Raw genomic sequence first — 18915 nt, forward strand, 5'->3', positions numbered from 1 at the left:
CTTGGTTCAGTTAAGCGCGGTGGGAGTGAGGGCAGGGCGCAAAAGCGTGGCGGCTGTCAGCCGCTCGCGCTGGACGAAGTCGAGGATCCCGTCGTCGACGAGACACAGGATGGCCGTGCGGCCACGGGGTCCGAGGCGCAGTGCTTCGACGAGGTCATGGAACATCACGCCGCAGCGGATCCGTTTCACGAACTCTCCGGCGACGGCGACGTCGGACGCGTTGCGGTGCTCCCGCGAGTCCAGGATCTCGTTGGCGTTGTGCAGCCGAGCCTTCGTGATGAAGCGCTCGGTGACGATGACTGCGGCGTCGGCGAACCCGGCGAGGCTCTGTTCGCGGATGCAACGGATCGCCATATCGAGCTTCTCGTCGACCTTTGCCTCCGGACGCACGGCATAGGCGATGACAGAACCGTCCGGCTCCTCGACCAGGAAGTCGAAGGTGTGCGAACCGTCGGAGCCGTCCGGACGGACAAAGTGGCGAGCGGGCGGCTGGTCGAAGATGCGGCCGAAACGGTTCTCCTCTCGCTTGATCCGCAGGAACGCGAATTCGATCATCGACTCCGTGACCTTCTCGCGGTTCTCGATCAGGTCGTTCATGCGAAGCCTGAAGGAGCGCTTCGTGCGGCGCACGGGGATCCGCGACGCGGAGGTCGGCTCACAGCCGAACCAGACCAGCTCGTCGCGACGTTGCCGTCCAAGAAGGAGGTGGTCGACCACTTCTCCCTCGACCGTCTCGAAACGGCCTGTCGTGGTTCGATCGGGCGCGAGGTAGATCGGGCCGTCCGGCAACGGCTTGTCGTACGAGCTGATGCCGAGGCGCCGCTCGCGGAGATGCTGGATGACGTGCCTCTCGCTCAATGCCGTGCTCCCCGGTTCGCAGTGTCGCGGTGGAGCAGGGAAGGCAGAGGTCCTCGCCGTCCCGCGGAAGTGACGTTTCCGTTAGCTGCATGGCTCGACCTCGCGATCGGACACAGCCGTCGGCAACTCGCGGCAGAGCCAGCGGCCGTTGATGAGGGTCGGGAAGTCGTCGTCATCCACGGGAAGCAACAGCGACGACGGGTGCTGGCCGTGACCACTTCTCTGTTCGTCGCGTCGTCGACAAAGGCGCTACGGGACGAGGCCTTCGACCGGAGCGGTGGACGGATGGTGGCGCGGGAGGTCAGCGGCGGTGTCACAATTGACGAGCGCCGGATGTGGTCGTGCGTGCCTACAGGCACGACCTCCATGTGGGAGGCGGCCGGGAGCTGGTGACGGAAAAACCTCTCATCGAGAAAGTCCGGGAAGTCGTCCTCGTCGCTGGGCAGGAGGATCACCCTCTCCAGGTCGGCGAACGGAGAGCGGCTTGGGAATAGCACCCGCACCCAGGTGGTCTGCTCATAGTGGCGAATCATGACAAGTCTCCTCGTTTCCGCGTCCCGGAGGGAGGCGGATGGCTGGATTTTCGGAGTTCGGATTTGGTCAAAGCTTCGCCGTCACGCCGTCCTGAGGGGCGGCGGGTCACTGACGGCGAGGCGTAGGGCGGTCGGCCGGCGGCTAAGGGCCAGCGGAGGGCCTGGCTATAGGCGCGGGCGGACGGCGCGCAGCCTCATTCCGGGCGGGGCTAAGGGTTTGCTTGCTGTCGCGCGGCGGCGCCGCTTGCGTTACCGGGTTGACCCGGGATAGTGCTGACATGGCACAGGGTTCCTGTCGGGCGCGTGAGCGTCCCGCTGGTTCTCGTAAGGGCGAAAGCCCGGTGAAGAGAGGCGCATCTTCCTGGTAGTCGGCGCGCTTCTCGGGCCCCCCGATGGGGGCTGCAACTTCTGTGTCCGGGCCCGGTAGTTCAGCCGGGTCCGGCGCTCGGCTCCTTGTGGCGCATCTTGTTGCCCTATGGAGCGGCGGGCGACGATGTGCCGCCTCGATCGGAATCGCACTCCCCGCCGTTTCTTGCAACAGCAACCTCGCTCATCGGAAAACCGGGAAATTCCTCGAAAAAATTGACTTAGATCGAGTTTGAGTGTTCGCGCGAGATGGCCGAATCGATCGGCGGGCGCAGGGTCCTGACGATCGGCTCATCCGGTCGAAAATCGCCGTTCCAAGGCATGCCGGCGGTGAAGCCGGAGAGTGGCGAGAAGGTCTCCACCGATAGCTCGCCGACGCGCTTGGTCGCCCATTTAGCGCGACCTCACCTTCGGGCCTCAAACAGGGTCTCAAGGAATCGCGTCGGCCCCCAACGGGCGCCGCGGACGCATCGCGGGCGTCGCCCCCTCCGCCTACCCTGTCAACAATCCTGGACATCACGCTGCCTCTCCCGGTCCGGCCACTAATCGAGTCCTTCAAAGTGCCGACGACGTAGGCGAATAGATTGTCGCCTGATGTGTCCGCGATCCGTCCCGACGTGGTTCGAGACGGGCAAGACGAATCCTATTTTTATCACCTTCGCCTTGGGGAGTGGGGACAGGACCGAGATCGGCGGTCCGAGCGGGTTAAAAGGATTCATCAACTGCGCCGGTGCGATCGCGAACCTCGCTACAGAGGCCGCCTCGACACCCTCTAGCGGCTCTCTTCCCGAGCTCGGAGTATGCCGTCCGTCCGCGACTTCTACGTCGTGCTTGACGTTCTGCGGTCGGCTGGCCGACAGATCCGCAGACCCCGCCGACAGATCCGCCGACCCGGCTGACAGATCCGCCAACCCGGTCGGCGGAGCCTCGGTGGTTGGCTCGCTCTGACCATGTTGCGCCTCGAACCTCCCTGTCGCAGCCAGCGAGGCCTGCACGAACCCTAGCCGAATAGATTCCTGGCCACCGATTTTTTCGGCCTCCCCGTAGGCGCGAATGAGGTAACGGAGTACCACAAACGCGAGATCGGCATCCGAGGCGAGAATGCGGGAGATGTCCGACTCATCGGAAGCGATGGCGTGGAGCATGCTCCCCCCGTGGCCGAACGAAGCTTCGATCAGGACGGCGAGCCTCGTCGTTGGATCGAAGTCGCTGCCGATCGGTCCGCCGCATCCGGCTCCTCGGCATCCCGCCACGGGTTCCTCGGCGGCTGCTCCCGCGAGGAGGATCGCGATCTCCGCCATGTAGCTGTCCCTCGTCTGATCGAGACCCTCCTCCCGAACGAACTCTGTCAGAACTCCCGTTTGTCCGGTCACCTCACTGGCAACGCTCGCGACAATCGGAACGCACCCGCTCCGATCGGCGAGTGCCAGGCCGACGACGTAGTGCCCGGCCTCGTGAACGCACGCTCGGCGGAACAGTGCGTCGGACATCCGGACGCGGAAGAAGCGCTTCGTGCGTCGCGCCGGGATGCGGGACGCCGAGGTCGGCTCGCAGCCGAACCAGACGAAGTTCTCGCGCTCGCCGGCGCCCGGCATGGTGCGCCCGAGCGGCTTTCCGGCGACGGTCTCAGAGCGCCCGGGGCAGTTCATGTCCGGAGCCAGGTACACCGGAAACTCGGGCAGGGGCTTGTCGTAGGAACTGATGCCGAGACGGCGTTCGTGCAGGTGCTGAATGATGTTCTTCTCGCTCACAGGCGAAATCCTTTGCTCGCCCGCGCCACCATTGGCCGCGGGGTCATCGACCGGGCTCGCAAGGGGCCCGACCGCCTTCGACGGGCGGACGCAAGCGTCCGCCGGCTACGGGCGAGAGGTGCGTGACGTCGCGGACCAGGAGACCGCGGAGCCGGCGGGAGGCGATTGTGTTGAGCTGATGCATCATGATCGTCGCCTCCTTTTTCCTGGGATCTTGGCGAGTGATCCGAGGGTGCTCCGGCGGGATTGCCGGCGACTTTTCTTGGTCTGAGCAACGCGGCGGTGGTGCCCGCCTACGTCGATGACGTTCCCCGCATACGGGGAAGGTCGGCTAGCGGCGGACCGAGAACTGGTCCGGCAACTCGTCAAACTCGGGCACCAAGAGGCACTGGAACTCGTGCCAGTGGACCCAGCCGACCGGTTGTCCGTCACGACGGGCAGGTCGCGGGGCGGCGGGACCCCGAGCTCGGACCAAAGGCTGTCATCGGAAACGTCCTCGGCCTTCTGGCGCTTGCGACGCTTGGGGATGATAAGATTGAGCACGGCGCGGTCCTTCTCGACCATGTCCCGGAATGGGACCATTTGCGGCACCGGTCATTCTCGTGGGAGCACGACCGTCCGTGACAGGCGGACGAAGGTCCGCAGAGTCAGCCGGCTATGAGGAGGACGCGTGAGGAGGGGCGAGCGCCGGAGGCGGTATCGTTGATCGCATGCGTCATGGGCTTCGCCTCCTTGTCCTGGGAGCTGTTGCTTGGGACGGGCCCCGAGGGGCCGCACGCGGAATTGCGGGCGGTGATATTCGCGGCTGGTTGGCCGCTCGGGGCAGAGTCCCACTTGGATCCGTGCCGGTTGTCGTGGAAGTTGGAGAATCGATCTGCCTTCGCGAGCCAGATGTAGGCTCGGTAGTCCTGATGGCGGGCGGATCGGAGAGGTGCTGGCTTTACGCTGTGGAGACCGTCGCCCCGTCGGCGAGCGTACCTGCACCACGGTCCTGTCGCGCGCCGAAGGGCGTTATGTAGAATCGATCGGGCAAGCTGAGTTCTTCACCAAGGTTGAAATTCTGTCGTGACAGGTTCGCGTGAACGACTACTAACCAAGCGGCAGGAGTTTTAACGATCGCCAGATTTTGCGATTAACGGTGCAATTTTTCTACTCGGCAGAGCGACGACCGCATCGATTATCCCAATCACCGGTGTCTGGATAAAACACCCCAGGTAAGGGGAAACATCGTGCGATCTCGGCGTAATGACGCCGGTTAAGGGTAGCGATAGCCGCGCCAGCAGAGATCGCTGTGGCCGCGATGGTCAGTTTCTCGCAGGACACAATGCGATTGGAGCAAGGGTTTGGGATCACGAGGTTGCGGAGAGCAGGGAGCGCGGACAGGGTCGCACGGACTCTCGCAGCGTCTACGGTCGGCAGCATAATCTGGTAACGGCCGTCGGCCAAGATACCGTCGAGCCGCTGCTCAAATGCCGTAGCGTTGTTGTTTCCCCTCCGCTTGGCGAGCTCGATGCCGAGCTGAAGCTCGAACACGACACTCCATGGAATGCGAAGGGCACTGTTCGGTACTTCCTTTAACCAAGCGACAACTCCAGGATCCGGGACGGGCTTCGTGAATTGCGAGACTACGCACGTGTCGAGGAGAAAAAGAATTGGCTGAGCCGCCTCGGCTTGGTTCCGCTTGTGGTCCAATGGGAGTCCCAGCCAAGGCTCGAAAATCGATCGGATAACGTGGTCGATCGGAGATCTGGGAAAAGGGGTTCGAATGCTATGCATGCTTGGCTCCTTCATGGGGACGCAGTTGAAAGTTGCGTTCACCCGGACAGTCACGTCACGTTTGGTCTTTAATGGGAGTCGAGAGGCGCGATGCCGAATGCTATGTAAAATTTATCGTCGTTCGTCAGAAGTGATTATCACCAGATGAAAATCATAAACTTCCAGATCAGCGTGAGTGATTTAAGGGAATACATACTATAGCCATAGGGGTGTATTCGCGTTGGCTGCGTTCTCGGTCGTTTATTCGGAGATAGATTGGTTGGGCGTTGCGATAACCTGATGGAAGCAGACAATTTTCACGATGTCGAGCCCTCGCGTGATAGAGGCTCGGTCAGCAAAAAAGGCGAAATAGGCGCGTCCCCGGGGACAAGTTGGACAGCTCGGACATCGATGAAACACGGATTCCGGGGTTCGCGCGAATACTTCGGATCGGTTGCGACCACTCGATGAAACGGGGTTGGGATCAGAGTGGCTCGAACGCGCAGCCCTCGTTCAATCAAGGTGGCAGGACACGCTCGACACTGAAGTGAAGGGGGGCCCGAATGATTGTACCGACCACGACGGGTGCCATGCGGATCGTCAACTGCGCCCAAGCTGAAGGCCTCGTAGTCCACTCGCGAGCCACAGTTGTCTTGGCTTGTCCCCGGGGCGGGGGCAGACGATATTTGGAATGGAGATTATCGGTAGCTGTCTACAAAGCCGCTGTTTTGGGTAAGCGCAATACCGATTTGGTCAAAGGATAACGTGGCCCGCGGGTACCGTCATACTGCCTTTGCTGACGATGCAGCCGCGATCGAGGCTGATGGCCGAGAGGCGCAACACGCGCGGATCTCAGCGACATAATTTCAGATCGCGCCGTCGAGCATGCAGGCGAGGTGCCGACTAACGTCGTCGACGAGCGCGTGTGAGAAGCACGCTGCTTCACATCCACGAGGAGGGCGTAAAAGCCCGCTTACAATTTGCGGTTCGACGGCCGATGCTGAGCCAGAAGCTCCTTTTGTTCCGGCGAGCGCAGAGGCAGGCTTGGGCTTCGCAGGCCCCAGGTTGTCATCTGCCCATTTGTTGCTACCTTAAGGACAAATGTCATCGGAGATAAGCGATGGTGAACCTTATTGAGGTCACTTCGGACATCAGCGACTTTGTTCCCGCGCCGATCTCTCAGGTGGAAGGCGCGGCGTCCTTCCGCGCGGCCGTCAACCTGTTCGGGCGGTGGGAGATCACTGACGAGCAGGCAGCGACGCTCCTCGACATGAACGTTAGGACCTATCGTCGATGGAAGGCGCAGGGGCCAAACGCCATGGGCCGTGACACCCGGACCCGCCTCTCGATCCTCATGGGCATCCACAAGGCGCTGCGCGTCATCTTCGGGAAGTCGGAGCGGGTGTACCAATGGGTCGGAGCTCCAAACGCCCGCTTCGGTGGCAGGACGGCGATCGACGTCATGCTGAACGGGGAGATGACGGATCTTGTCCGCGTGCGCCGCTATCTGGATTCCGAGCGAGGGGCGTGGTGACTGCTGCGGTGCCCGTCGAGAGGGTGACCTGGAACCGGGCGTGCCGCATCATCCGCAGCGTCTTCCCGCCGATCGACCTGTTCGAGGACATCGCAGAGCCCGAAGATTGGCCAGCGATCCTCTCTGCCGAGATGAAGACCAACCCGCGGCTCATGGAGTCGGTCGGGGAGCTGGACCGCGTCGATCCCGCGCACCGTGTCGGCGGCTCGGGGTCGAGCTACCTGATGGCTCCGTTCACGCACGTGTCTTCCGACCGGGCGAGCCGGTTCTCCGACGGGAGCTTCGGGGTCCTCTATGTCGGACGCACGTTCGATGTCGCCCTCTCGGAAACCATCCATCACCACGCCGCCTTCATGGCAGCCACAGACGAGCCGGAGAACTGGGACTGCCAGTTCCGGGAGATCGTCCTCGACGTCGACGCCAAGCTTCATTGCGTAGACGAGGTCTCCCATCGGGAGCTTCTCTGGCTGGACGACTACACCCAAAGCCAGGCCTTCGCGGTGGCGATGCGCTCGGCGCGCTCGGATGGCATCCGCTACCCCAGCGTCAGGTGCGTCGGCGGGACATGCGCGGCGCTGTTCCGCCCCGACCTCGCGTCGAATGCCGTCCAGGGCCGTCACCTGGACTATCACTGGAACGGGAGGGAGGTAGATCTCGTGCGGGACCACACGAAGGTAAGGGTGTTCCGCGTCGTTCGATAGTTGGCGTCGCGAGGAGCGGCTACTGTACACGCCGGAGAGGATGGTCGTGCTTCTATCAAGTGTCCTTCGAGAGGTGGCCCACGGCCAGGGCTAGTAGTGCGTTGAGTGGCGCCGTCCGAGGCCTAAGTAAAACACCAGCCCGCGCCGCTCCCGCCGATCGGCAATTATTTCCGATTTGGGTGGAAAGCCGTCGGGCCGCTTTCGATCCGGATACGTGGGAAAGCTGCCGTCTTGGTCGCCAAGCCATCAGCCGTCAGATGCATCGCTACTCAGTTCCCGCGATGACCCAGGAGCCATTCCCGCACCACTGCCGTCGGAATGGGATGGCGAGGCTTGCGAAGGGTGACGACGTAGGCGTTCAAGCCTCCATGCATTACAGTGGGGAATGCCTTTACAAGGCGGCCGGCCTGAAGGTCGCCCTCCACGAGGAAACGGCTAGCGACAGCCACACCTTGCCCGGCGGCCGCAGCATCGATCGCAAGCGAGGTCTGGCTGAACCGCACCTGTCGGGCGGTCGGGGGAACGTTGCGTCCCAGGACGCGCTCGGCGAACTCCGGCCAGAGGTCGTGCGCGTCGTTCAGGAACGTGACGCGGTCAAACTCCCCCGGGGCCAAACTGCGCACCCCGGCACCAAGGACGGACGGACTGCACACGGCCACGACCTCCTGCTCGAACAGCAGGTCCGCGACGAGGCCGTGTCCGAACGGCGGGCGGCCTTGGCGAACCGCGACATCGACGCCGTCCGTCTGGAAGTTCGACAGGCCCTCCGTGGCGAGAATGCGAAGTTCGATCTCGGGATGGGTTTCGGCGATATCAGGTAGGCGTGGCAGGAGCCACTTCGAGGCGAAGGTCGGCGTGACGCTGATCGTCAGCCGCTCCGGCTCGGGGCGCAGCGCCGCTGTAGCCTCCGTCATCAGTTCGAAGGCCCGGCGCAACTGAGTCGCGTAGCCTCGGCCCGGAGCGGTCAGGGCGAGGGATCGCGGCAGGCGCTCGAACAGGCGGATGCCGAGGTCGGCTTCGAGTGCCCGGACGTGCTGCGCCACGGCGCCCTGCGTGACGCCCAGTTCCTCCGCGGCGATACGGAAGTTGAGGTGCCGCGCCGACGCTTCAAAAGCGCGCAATGCATTCAGCGGAGGGAGGCGGTGCGGGGAGCGAGTCACCCAGTAGATTTCCTACAGTATCAAGAGCGAGCTTCTCCATAGTCCCTCGTCCCCTGTGATGCCATAGCTTGGATGTTGGGGCCGGGATCGGCCTTCCCGCATCACAGGAGCTAGCCATGGCGGACCGGATCGCCATCGTCACCGCAGGGGGCAGCGGCATGGGTGCCGCCGCCGCCAGGCGCCTCGCCGCGGATGGCTACAAGGTCGCCATCCTTTCGTCTTCGGGCAAGGGCGAGGCGCTGGCCGCCGAGCTCGGCGGCTACGGGGTGACGGGATCGAACCAGTCGAACGACGACCTGAAGCGCTTGGTCGACGGCACGATGGAACGCTGGGGTCGGGTGGATGTCCTCGTGAACAGCGCGGGGCACGGCCCAAGGGCACCCATCCTCGATATCACCGACGACGAGTGGCATATCGGGATGGACGTCTACCTCCTGAACGTCGTCCGTCCCGTCCGCCTGGTCGCGCCCATCATGAAGGCACAGAAGGGCGGAGCGATCGTCAACGTCTCCACCGCCTGGGCCTTCGAGCCGAGTGCGATGTTCCCGACCTCTGGTGTGTTCCGGGCGGGACTGGCCGCCTTCACCAAGATCTTTGCCGACGCCTACGCGTCGGACGGCGTGCGCATGAACAACGTCCTGCCGGGCTGGATCGATAGTCTGCCGGCGACAGAGGAGCGGCGACAGGGCGTGCCCATGGGGCGCTACGGCACCGCGGAGGAAGTCGCGGCCACGATCGCCTTCCTCGCCTCGGACGGCGCCGGCTACATCACGGGCCAGAACATCCGCGTCGACGGCGGCGTGACACGCTCGGTCTGACGGACATGGCCGCGACGACGATCCGCAGCACCGCGGCCGGAGAGCAGGCCGCGTCCGCCCTCGGTCTAGCCTATGCTGCCTTCGTCGCCCTCGGGTTGATCTGGGGCTCCAACTTCATCTTCGTGAAGTGGGCGGCTGAGTGGATTTCTCCAAGCCAGATCGTGCTCCTTCGCGTCCTGTTCGGATTCCTTCCCCTCCTCGTGACGAGCGTCGCAACCAGGGCGCTCCAATGGCGGGACTGGCGGCACGCCCACCACTTCGTGGTCATGTCTGTGCTGGCAACGACCTTCTACTACGTCGCCTTTGCCAAAGGCACGGTACTGCTCTTGTCGAGCGTCGCCGGGATGCTGAGCGGCGCGATTCCGCTCTTCACCTTCGTGACGGCGCTGGCGTTCCTGCGCTCCGAGCCGATCAACGCCCGCTCAGTCGTGGGCACGCTGCTTGGGTTCCTCGGCATCCTCCTGATTGCCCGTCCCTGGAACCAGGACCTCGGCGGCGTCGACCCGGTCGGCATCTTATGGATGATCGCAGGCTCTTTCAGCGTCGGCGCGTCCTTCGTCTACGCCAAGAGGTTCATCAGCCCGCTCGGCCTGACGCCGCTGGCGCTGACGACCTACCAGATCGGCATCGCCCTTGTGCTGCTCGTGGCCACGACCGACCTCGATGGGATTGGCGCGGTGATTGGGGACACGCGAGCCTCGCTCGGGCTGGTGCTCGGCCTCGGCCTTTGCGGCACCGGGCTTGCCTACATTCTCTACTATCGGATCGTCGACCGCCTCGGCGCTGTCGCGGCATCTGGGGTGACGTACATCCCGCCCGTCGTGTCGCTAGCGATCGGGGCCATGCTTGTCGGCGAGCCCGTCAAGCCGCTCGACATCGTGGCAATGGGGGCGATCCTCGTCGGCGTCGCCGTGCTTCAGTCTGGTCGTGCACGTCAGCTCGCGAACAAGCCCGTGTCTTCATCTGAAGCGTGAGCGGTCTATCCTACGACGTCCGCTTTCAAGTGCGGGCGTCGTACAAGGGAGTGGCTTGGAAGGGTCGAAAACTGCCTTCAAGCTTGGTTGCGTACACTATTTTATGCTTGGTTCAGCCTTGGGCAAACGGTGAGGAGCTATCGGCGCAGGTCGCGCGAGACCAGGCTGCCAGGGGCGGTGCCCGTCGCGTCCGGATCTCGCTTCAGCCAAAGCGCGCTGCGGACGGCGAACCTCTGAAATATCCGCGAGTGCGAGCATTCTAACGGCCGGAAATGAACTTCCTGCCGGATGAGACTTGGGGCAACCTGACGATTAATGGAAGTCGATTGGTTAACCCTCCTCGCGGAGCCGCGGAGGCTACCTGGCCTTCCGTGCTCCTTGCTCAGGTCGGGATAGAAGCCTCGGCCATCCCATGGCGATCAAGGATGCGTCGCACGGTCCCGTCTTCCTTCATCCGGTTCATGTAGTCGGTCACGGCCGCCAGTATGTCTGGCCTGCTGCCGGTCTGATGCCTGCAAAGAAGAGGGCGAGCACGCCCTCGAACCACCGCCGGGCGCCAGCAGGGGTGACGAGTAGATCGCGGAGGTCATGGCGGGTCACCCCGAAAGTGCTCAGCGCGAGCGAAACCGCAAGCGTCAGCATGACGATGCCGAGGGCCGACGGCTTTTCCTCCCAGCAATTCATCTTCATGCTGGGTGCCAATCGATCGAGAGCAAAGGTCTGTCGCGGCAGCAAAAGACCAGTACCAAGGGCCCTTCGTGCTAGTCCGCTACCAACCGCTCTAGGTAGGGCAGGCCTTCGGCGTTGAACTCGCGCCGGATCAGGTCGACGCGGGCGATGGCCCGCTCGCGCGAGACGCCGAGATGGCGTTCCAATGCCGCTGCGGCCGCCTCGGCCTTGCCGCTTCCCAAACACTCGACAATGGCGAGATGCTCGGGAAGGAACGGCTCGGAAACGAACAGCCGCGGAGTCCATCGATAGAGGAACCGGTGAGCGATCAGCAGCGACTGGGGCAGCGTGATTGCCTGCATCAACGCTTGGTTTCCGCAATGGCCGAGCAGGGTGACGTGAAGATCTTCCTCCAGCGCGTCGAGGGTCGCGCCACCGATCTCGTCGGCCGCGATCGCCGTGTCGAGACGGGCACGCATCTGCGGCAGCAGCGTGTCAGGCAGCCGATCTGCCGCCTTGACCAGGGCCACCGGCTCCAGGATCGCCCGTAACTCGTAGAGTTCGCCGATGTACCCGGGTGTCAGTGCCGGAGCATACCAGCGCGACCGCTCGTCCTTGCGCAAGATGCCGCGCTGTTGGAGCCGCCCGATCACGTCGCGCGCGACGGTGCGGCTGACGCCATAGTGCCGTGCGAGCCTTGCCTCGTTGACCCGCCAACTTGCGAATGAGATCCGCGCGACGATCTGATCCTCGATCTCGTCATAGATCCGTTCCCAGCTCGCCAATGACTTCAGCCGGGCAGGGTCCCCCGCTGCGGCCTGCGGTTCGGCGAAAGCAGAAGGGGCCTCGGCCGTCGCCGCTTGGGCAAGAACGACGTAACCCTTGCCCTTGGCCTGTTTCAGCAAGCCTGCCCTCGCAAGTTCGGCAAGCGCTCTGCGGGCCGGGGGGCGACTGATCCCAAAGCGCACGGCCACCGTCGACTCGGTGAGATAGCTGCCCTCAGCCAGCGCGCCCGAAGCGATCTGGCCGGCTAGCGACGCGGCAGCCCGCTCGTAAAGCCGCGGCGCGGTCCCCGACACGGTCTCGGCGGCATTCCCGGTCGGTCTGGTGCCTCCGCAGTGCGGCATCGTCAATCCTGCTGGGTGGCGGGAGCGTACTCTTTCCAATGCCGTCGCTGTCGTCAAACGGCGACCCGCCATCTCAGGCGGACCGACGTCGACTCTGCCGAGGGGATTGCGCCGGAACTGATAATGTCTAGTGTACACGAAGAACATGGCTGATTGGGAGGTCGACCATTTCATGACGGCACGGCTCGCAGGTAAACGGGCGTTCGTAACGGGTGCGGGCCAGGGAATCGGCCGCGCCATCACTCTCGCCTTCGCGGCGGAAGGCGCCTCGGTGGTCGCCGCCAGCCGCACCTTGGCGAAGATGCAAGACCTGCCGGGCAGGGCGTCGTCGGTCCGTCCCGTGGCGCTCGACGTGACCAATGGCGCCGCGGTGCGAAGCGCCGTGACGGAAGCTGGGCCGATCGACATCCTCGTCAATTGCGCCGGCTGGGTGCACAGCGGCACCATCCTCGATTGCGACGATGCCGACTGGGCCAGGAGCCTCGACCAGAACGTCACCTCATGCTTTCACACGATCCGCGCCGTCCTGCCCGGCATGACCGGGCGGGGCAGCGGTTCCATAGTCAATGTCGCTTCTGTCGCCTCCAGCGTCACCGGTGTCGCCAACCGCGCCGCTTACGGCGCCGCCAAGGCAGCGATAATCGGCCTCACCAAGGGCGTGGCGCGCGACGTCATCCGCAGCGGCGTTCGGGTGAACGCGCTCTGCCCGGGCACGACCAGCTCCCCGTCGCTGGAGGAGCGGATCGCCGCGACAGCGGATCCCGAGAAGACGCGCCGCGAGTTTGCCGAGCGTCAGCCGATCGGACGGCTGGGCACGGTCGAGGAGATGGCGGCCGCGGCGCTCTATCTCGCCGGAGACGAATCGAGCTTCACCACCGGGCAGCTCTTCGTCGTCGACGGCGGGCAGACGCTGTGAGCGCGGCGATCGGGGCGTCCGAGGCGGCGATCGGCGGCCGGGTGATGCTGGGAGAACTCGATCGGTTCTGCCGGGCGGCGCTCGCGGCGGTCGGGGCCGATGCCCCGACGGTGGACGCGGCCGCACGCGCGATGCTGCACGGGACGCGGCACGGCGTCGACAGCCACGGTGTGCGGCTGCTGCCGCATTACGTTACCGTACTGAACGAGGGCCGCGTCAACCGGCGTCCGACACTCGCCGTCTCCCGGGAAAACGGTGCGACCGCTTCCCTCGACGCCGACCACGCGCATGGCGCACTGGCCGCCTATGTCGGCATGGAGCGGGCTACCGAGATCGCGGCGGCGAACGGGATCGGCGCTGTCTCGATTCGCAACAGCTCGCATTTCGGACCAGCCGGCGCGTTTGCCTTGGCCGCTGCCGAAAAGGGGATGATCGGCGTCGTGCTCTGCAATTCCGACAGTTTCGTGCGGCTGCACGACGGTGCGGCACGCTTTCATGGCACCAACCCAATCGCCTGTGCCGTGCCGTTCGCCGGAGAGCGCCCCTGGCTGCTGGACATGGCGACAAGCGCCGTCCCCTACAACCGCGTGCAGCTCTATCGCAGCCTCGGACGGGAACTGCCGGAAGCCGTCGCCTCCGATGGCGCAGGTCGCGACACGACCGACGCCGAAGCGGTGGAGATGCTGGCGCCGGTTGGGGCGGCGTTCGGCTTCAAGGGCGCCGGGCTCGCCGGTATGGTGGAGATATTCAGTGCCATCCTGAGCGGCATGGCGCCGGGCTTCGACATCCTGCCGATGGGGGGGCCAGACCTGGCGACGCCGCGCGGGCTCGGCGCCTTCGTCATGGCGGTGCGCCCGGACGCGTTCGTCGGGCGCGAAGTCTTCGAAGCGGGGATGCGGCGCTATGTCGAGGGATTGCGTGCCTCACCCCCCCGGCCGGGCAGCCGGGTGATGGCTCCGGGGGATCGCGAGTGGGCGGAGGCCGCGCGGCGGGAGGCTACGGGGGCCCCGGTCGACCCGGAGACGATGAAGGAATTCCAAGAACTCGCCAAGCGCTACGGGCTGGCGTCGCCGGCAATCGAAATCGGCGGCACCTGAGGAGGGACAGCTCGGCGAACCGATTATCGACTAAACTTAACGGGAGGAACAGCATGACCATCTTCACCAGGCACATCCACGCATTGTCGGTCGCACTCGGCGCCTGCCTAGCCGGGCTCGGCGGCGCTGCCGCGCAGGACACCCACACGCTGCGGTTCAACCACGTGCTCGGGCCGAACGAGCCGTTCCACCAAGGCTTCGAGCAATGGGCTGAGCGCGTCGCTGAGCGCACCAATGGCGGCCTGACCATCGAGGTCTTCCACAGCGCCCAGCTCGGCGTCGAGGAGGACATGATCGAGCAGATCCGCCAGGGCGCTAATTTCGGCCAAAATACCGACGCGGCGCGGCTTGGCAATTACGTCCCCGGCATTGCCATCGTGAACGGGCCGTACTTCGTAGAGTCCAACGAGCAAGCCTTTGCGCTGGCCGATTCCCCCACCATGCAGCAATGGCAGCAGGAACTCGCCGACCAACATGGGCTGAAGGTTGTGTGCTTCGACTGGGTGCAGGGGTTCCGCAACTTCTACACCAACAAAGAAGTTCGCACCCCGGCCGATCTCGCCGGCTTGCGCATCCGTACGCCGCCAGCGCCGATCTGGCAGGAATCGATCCGGGCGCTGGGCGCCGAGCCGACCGCGATGAATTTCGGCGACGTCTATCCCGGCTTACAGCAGCAAGCGATCGACGGAGCGGAACTGGTCTATCCCAACATCACCGCGGCCAATCTCAACGAGGTGCTGACCCACGCCAACGAGACCAAGCACATCATGCTGGTGAACTTCCAGGTGGTAAGTTCGCAATGGTTTGACGGCCTGCCGGCCGAATTCCAGACCGCCTTGGTCGAGGAGTGCCGGACCGCTGGCCAGGAAACCTCCAAGGTGGTCGCCGAAGCGACTGAAGCTGCGCGGCAGACACTTAGGGATGGTGGCATGACCATCGTCGAGGACGTCGATCTCGACGCCTTCCGCGCGGCGGGCGAGAAGGCCTACGAGACGCTCGGTCTCACCGAAGCGAAAAACCAGGTGCAGTCCGAAATGGCCGGACAGCAATAGGCGGTTCCTGTCCGGCGGGAGATGACGATGCGCGCCTTCTATAATGCCGTCCTCAGGGCGGAAGCCATCCTCGCCGGCACGTTGCTGCTGCTGATGGTCGGGCTGATCTTCGCGGGCGGCGTCGCCCGGATGATGCATAGCCCGATCAACTGGACGATCGACTTCGCCACCTGCTTCTTCGCCTGGGCGTGTTTCCTCTGCGCCGACATCGCCTGGCGCAAGGACGCGCTGATGTCGATCGACGTGATCAAGGCGCGGTTGCCGGAAGGGCTCCGGCGGCTTCTTCAGATCGGCAATTATTTGATCATCATGGCGTTCCTCGGGGTCGGCGTCTATGCGGGCCTCTGGCTAGCCTGGACCAGCCGGGCGCGCAGCTTTCAGGGCATTCCCGGCATCAGCTATTCCTGGGTGACGATGAGCCTACCGGTCGGGGCCTTCTTGCTGCTGATCACCACCATTGTGAAACTGCGGGCCGAGTTGCGAAACGACCCGATTGGGGTCGCCGCTTCGGCATCCGAGCAAGGTTGATCCCGCTATGCTGATCGTCACGCTCGGCTTCATCGTCCTTCTCGTGATCGGCATGCCGGTAGCCTTCGCCATCGGCATCGCCGGCGCCTTGTTCTTCTTCCAGAATCCGGAACTGCCGTTCACCATCCCGGCTCAGGTCACGGTGTCGCAGACCCAGAACTTCGCCCTGCTGGCGATCCCGCTGTTCATCCTGGCGGGCAATTTCATGAACCGCTCGGGCATCACCGAGCGGCTGCTCGAACTCGCCTCGGTGATGACCGGACGGCTCAAGGGCGGCCTGGCGCAGGTGTCGCTGGCGCTGTCGGCGCTGATGGGCGGTGTCTCCGGCTCCGCCATCGCCGATGCGGCGATGCAAAGTCGCATGCTCGGCGACGAGATGATGCGGCGCGGCTTCACGCGCGGCTTCACCGCAGGCGTCCTTTCCTACGGGTCTGTGCTGACGCCGATCATTCCCCCCGGCATCGGCATGATCCTTTACGGCACGATCGGCCAGGTCTCGATCGGCCGCCTCTTCGCCGCCGGATTCGCCCCGGCGCTTCTGCTGTGGGTCGGGTTGGGGCTGGCGATCTGGCTGACCGCGCGCCGACGCGGCTACCAGCCGGAGCGCGCGACGCGCCCGAGCGCCACCGAAGTCGGGCGGGCCTTCACCGGGGGAATCTGGGCGCTGCTATTCCCGGTGTTTCTGCTGGTCGGACTTAGGATGGGCATCTTCACACCGTCCGAGATCGGCGCCTTCGCGGTGATCTACGCGATCCTCATCGGCGTCCTCGTCTACCGCAAGATGCGGCGCCAAGGCTTCGTCGACGGGCTCGAAAGCAGCCTCGCCGATGTTGGCTCGGTGATGTTCCTGATCGCCCTGTCGGCGATCTTCACTTACGGCATCGTGCTGGAGCGGGTGCCGGAAACCGTCGCAGGCTTGATTCTCGGGATCACTGATAACGTCTATGGGGCGATGGTCCTGATTGCGCTTGCGGTCGTGGTAATAGGCTTCTTCATCGACGCGACGGTGCTGATCATCATGCTGACGCCGATCCTCCTGCCGGTGGTGCGGGAGTTGGGGGCGGATCCGGTGCATTTCGGTATCGTCTTCATTGTTGCCGCGACGATCGGCAACTTCACCCCGCCGGTCGGTGCGGCAATGTACGCCGTCTGCTCGATCCTGCGCTGCCCGATCGGCGAGTACACGCGCGAATCCGCGCCTCTGCTCCTCGCGGTCGTGGTGGTGACACTGATATTGATTTTCGTCCCGTCCTTTGTGCTGCTGATCCCCAATTTGATCTTTGGCGGCTGACACCGCCCGCACTCCGGCCTACCAGACACTCGGCCGGTTTACGCGGGTTTCCTGGCGGATGTGTTGCGATGACGGCGCTTTGGTTCGACAAGGCGCCGGCCAGCCTTGAGCCTTGGCAGGCGGCCACTTTGCCGGTGGCGGGGCTGACAGCCGGGTCTGCGCTCGTGGAAAGCGCTGCCGTGCGCGCCGGCGACACAGTCGTGCTGATCCTCAGCACCGGCGGCGTCGCACCGTTTGGCCCTCAGATCGCCAAAGCAAACGGTGCCGAGGTCATCGTCTGCGGCCAGCCCGATAACGGAGCGTGGGTGCGAGCCCTCGGGGCCGATCACTCCGTGGACGCCGGTGCGGACGACTGGATGGAGGCTGTCTATCGGATCACCGGCGATCGCGGCGCCGACATCGTGCTGGAGGTGATCGGCGGGGCGCATCTCGGCCAATCCGTCGATCTCGCCGCCGGCGGTGGCCATGTCTGCCAGATCGGCGCTCTCGACGGCTTTGAGTTCAGTTCCCCGAAATGCCCCTGATGTTGAAGAACATCACCATCCACGACATCGGCACCGGCAGCCGCCGGGCGCTGGAGCGCCTCGTGCGGGCGGTGGACCGCGCCGGCATACGCCCGGGGCTGGACGTGCGCTATCCACTCGCCGAATTGCCGGCCGCTTTCGAGCATCTCGCGCGCGGTCCTTTCGGCAATGTGGTGATCGACATGATGGGGTGACGCAAGGCGTCAAGGATATCTCTGCCAGAGCCGTCGACAGCGTCCGCTTGAGAGACGACCCATCACGAGCGAGAACGACAAGGATGAGTCAACGTCTGCCGCTGTAGCCGGGAAGCGCGAGCGGTCTCGCGAACATCAAGCCAGACCGACGAGGGTGTCGTAGGGAGATAGGCGTGCCGGCAAGCGTCAGACCACGAGCGGCTCAGGCTGCGAAGCGTCAAAATACGATTCTAGGTTGGCGTATCGGCATCGTTGTTCCGCATATGGCGGGACGGCCAACCGATCCGAACGAGGAGGCCGTCCGGGCCGTGGATCCCAACCTCGTAGAGACCCCATTCGCGGTGTCGAAGTACGCCGCCGGGACGAATGATCAGGTCTTCAACCCGGGCGGCGACCGAGGCCACATCCGGCATCCGGATGAAAATCCCGAACGGGTTGTGTTCGCTTGGGACGCTCCAAGGACCCTTCCCAGCCTGCGTCAGGTGCACCTCGCAACCCAAGCCTGTCATGATGATGTAATCATCATCGCCGCCTGTCCGATCGAAGCCAAGGCGCTCCCAGAAAGGCAGCGCGGATGGGAGGTCGTTGCAGGGGATGATGGCGAAGGCGCCAATAGCGACGGGGATTGGCATGGCTTGCTCCAATAGCCGATAGTTGTTCCGGAAAGCGGAGGCGACACCGTTCCGCCCCTCTCATCGTTCGTTCTTTGACACCGGAACTCCGATGCTAGGCACGGTGGAATGACGGCGAGCCTGACTGAGGCGGAAATGACTGCGGTCAGCTCCACTCGAACACTAGATTTTCCTGAAAGGCGAAGCGCTCGACATGCTGGGCGACAACGTCTTTGAAAACCGCAAGATCCGCGTCGTCCTTGGCTTTCAGGTCGATCGTTAAGGCGTCGGCCTCTGCGGCGAGGCGGGCCTCGCCCAGCGGCAGGGCGATGCGGCCCGCGTCTGCCGTGAACTCGGTCTGAAACTTGTGCGACCAGTGCTTGCAGAGCTGCTGGAGATAGCGGCTCGCGTGGGCGGTGGGCACAATGGCGCAGCTCTGTAGCATGGGGTGGTTCC

At 64.3% G+C, this 18915-nt stretch carries 18 protein-coding genes; 11 read left to right on the top strand and 7 right to left on the bottom strand.

The genetic code is table 11. The features are described 5' to 3' along the window. Positions 1-6: 6 nt before the first annotated feature. Both GGR03_RS01175 and GGR03_RS01180 read right to left on the bottom strand, forming a co-directional pair. Positions 7-858 carry a hypothetical protein gene (locus GGR03_RS01175; RefSeq protein ID WP_183205576.1) on the bottom strand — a complete coding sequence of 284 codons (852 nt, stop codon included), beginning with the start codon at positions 856-858 and terminating at the stop codon, positions 7-9. A gap of 1441 nt (positions 859-2299) precedes the next feature. Beyond that, positions 2300-3508 (bottom strand): hypothetical protein, encoded by a 1209-nt coding sequence (locus tag GGR03_RS01180; RefSeq protein ID WP_183205578.1) that lies wholly within the window; start codon positions 3506-3508, stop codon positions 2300-2302. Positions 3509-6383: 2875 nt separating this feature from the next. Here GGR03_RS01180 and GGR03_RS01185 point away from each other — a divergent pair. Both GGR03_RS01185 and GGR03_RS01190 read left to right on the top strand, forming a co-directional pair. Then, complete coding sequence (locus GGR03_RS01185; RefSeq protein WP_183205580.1) at positions 6384-6797, top strand: MbcA/ParS/Xre antitoxin family protein; 414 nt, start codon at positions 6384-6386, stop codon at positions 6795-6797. Continuing rightward, positions 6794-7498 carry an RES domain-containing protein gene (locus tag GGR03_RS01190; protein WP_210292059.1) on the top strand — a complete coding sequence of 235 codons (705 nt, stop codon included), beginning with the start codon at positions 6794-6796 and terminating at the stop codon, positions 7496-7498. The genes GGR03_RS01185 and GGR03_RS01190 overlap by 4 nt, the downstream gene beginning before the upstream one ends. Before the next feature lie 269 nt (positions 7499-7767). Here GGR03_RS01190 and GGR03_RS01195 read toward each other — a convergent pair whose 3' ends face one another. Further along, positions 7768-8658 (bottom strand): LysR substrate-binding domain-containing protein, encoded by an 891-nt coding sequence (locus GGR03_RS01195; protein WP_183205584.1) that lies wholly within the window; start codon positions 8656-8658, stop codon positions 7768-7770. A 116-nt stretch (positions 8659-8774) separates the two neighbouring features. On the opposite strand from GGR03_RS01195, the gene GGR03_RS01200 reads away from it, so the two are divergent. Then, entirely contained in the window at positions 8775-9476 is a 702-nt protein-coding gene (locus GGR03_RS01200; RefSeq protein WP_183205587.1) for an SDR family oxidoreductase, read from the top strand. A 5-nt stretch (positions 9477-9481) separates the two neighbouring features. Next, positions 9482-10450 carry a DMT family transporter gene (locus GGR03_RS01205; RefSeq protein WP_183205588.1) on the top strand — a complete coding sequence of 323 codons (969 nt, stop codon included), beginning with the start codon at positions 9482-9484 and terminating at the stop codon, positions 10448-10450. A gap of 471 nt (positions 10451-10921) precedes the next feature. On the opposite strand, the gene GGR03_RS01210 is transcribed toward GGR03_RS01205, so the two are convergent. Beyond that, on the bottom strand, positions 10922-11140 hold the full coding sequence (locus GGR03_RS01210; protein ID WP_183205591.1) for a hypothetical protein: 219 nt from the start codon (positions 11138-11140) through the stop codon (positions 10922-10924). Positions 11141-11211: 71 nt separating this feature from the next. Further along, the gene (locus tag GGR03_RS01215) at positions 11212-12486 is read right to left on the bottom strand and encodes a GntR family transcriptional regulator (protein WP_183205593.1); all 1275 of its coding nucleotides are present in this window, start codon (positions 12484-12486) and stop codon (positions 11212-11214) included. On the opposite strand from GGR03_RS01215, the gene GGR03_RS01220 reads away from it, so the two are divergent. From GGR03_RS01220 to GGR03_RS24000, 7 genes are all read left to right on the top strand, one after another. Then, a complete protein-coding gene (locus GGR03_RS01220; protein ID WP_183205595.1) occupies positions 12419-13162 on the top strand; it encodes an SDR family oxidoreductase in 744 nt (247 codons plus the stop codon). The genes GGR03_RS01215 and GGR03_RS01220 overlap by 68 nt on opposite strands. Positions 13163-13206: 44 nt before the next feature. Then, complete coding sequence (locus GGR03_RS01225; protein ID WP_183206968.1) at positions 13207-14259, top strand: Ldh family oxidoreductase; 1053 nt, start codon at positions 13207-13209, stop codon at positions 14257-14259. 53 nt (positions 14260-14312) lie between these two features. Next, on the top strand, positions 14313-15311 hold the full coding sequence (locus tag GGR03_RS01230; RefSeq protein ID WP_183205597.1) for a C4-dicarboxylate TRAP transporter substrate-binding protein: 999 nt from the start codon (positions 14313-14315) through the stop codon (positions 15309-15311). A gap of 27 nt (positions 15312-15338) precedes the next feature. Next, positions 15339-15839 (top strand): TRAP transporter small permease, encoded by a 501-nt coding sequence (locus GGR03_RS01235; protein WP_183205600.1) that lies wholly within the window; start codon positions 15339-15341, stop codon positions 15837-15839. A 7-nt stretch (positions 15840-15846) separates the two neighbouring features. Next, on the top strand, positions 15847-17130 hold the full coding sequence (locus GGR03_RS01240) for a TRAP transporter large permease (RefSeq protein WP_183205602.1): 1284 nt from the start codon (positions 15847-15849) through the stop codon (positions 17128-17130). A 68-nt stretch (positions 17131-17198) separates the two neighbouring features. Further along, entirely contained in the window at positions 17199-17654 is a 456-nt protein-coding gene (locus GGR03_RS01245) for a zinc-binding dehydrogenase (protein ID WP_210291971.1), read from the top strand. Next, positions 17654-17848, top strand: coding sequence for a hypothetical protein (locus GGR03_RS24000; RefSeq protein ID WP_210291972.1), 195 nt, complete (start codon positions 17654-17656; stop codon positions 17846-17848). Before GGR03_RS01245 ends, GGR03_RS24000 begins: the two co-directional genes overlap by 1 nt. A 230-nt stretch (positions 17849-18078) precedes the next feature. On the opposite strand, the gene GGR03_RS01250 is transcribed toward GGR03_RS24000, so the two are convergent. Both GGR03_RS01250 and GGR03_RS01255 read right to left on the bottom strand, forming a co-directional pair. Continuing rightward, positions 18079-18480: a VOC family protein gene (locus GGR03_RS01250; protein WP_183205605.1), complete on the bottom strand. Its 402-nt coding sequence runs from the start codon at positions 18478-18480 to the stop codon at positions 18079-18081. 145 nt (positions 18481-18625) lie between these two features. After that, a complete protein-coding gene (locus tag GGR03_RS01255) occupies positions 18626-18904 on the bottom strand; it encodes a DUF2218 domain-containing protein (protein WP_183205607.1) in 279 nt (92 codons plus the stop codon). Between the last annotated feature and the right edge of the window lie 11 nt (positions 18905-18915).

Source organism: Aurantimonas endophytica, from assembly GCF_014196845.1.
Lineage (GTDB): Bacteria > Pseudomonadota > Alphaproteobacteria > Rhizobiales > Rhizobiaceae > Aurantimonas > Aurantimonas endophytica.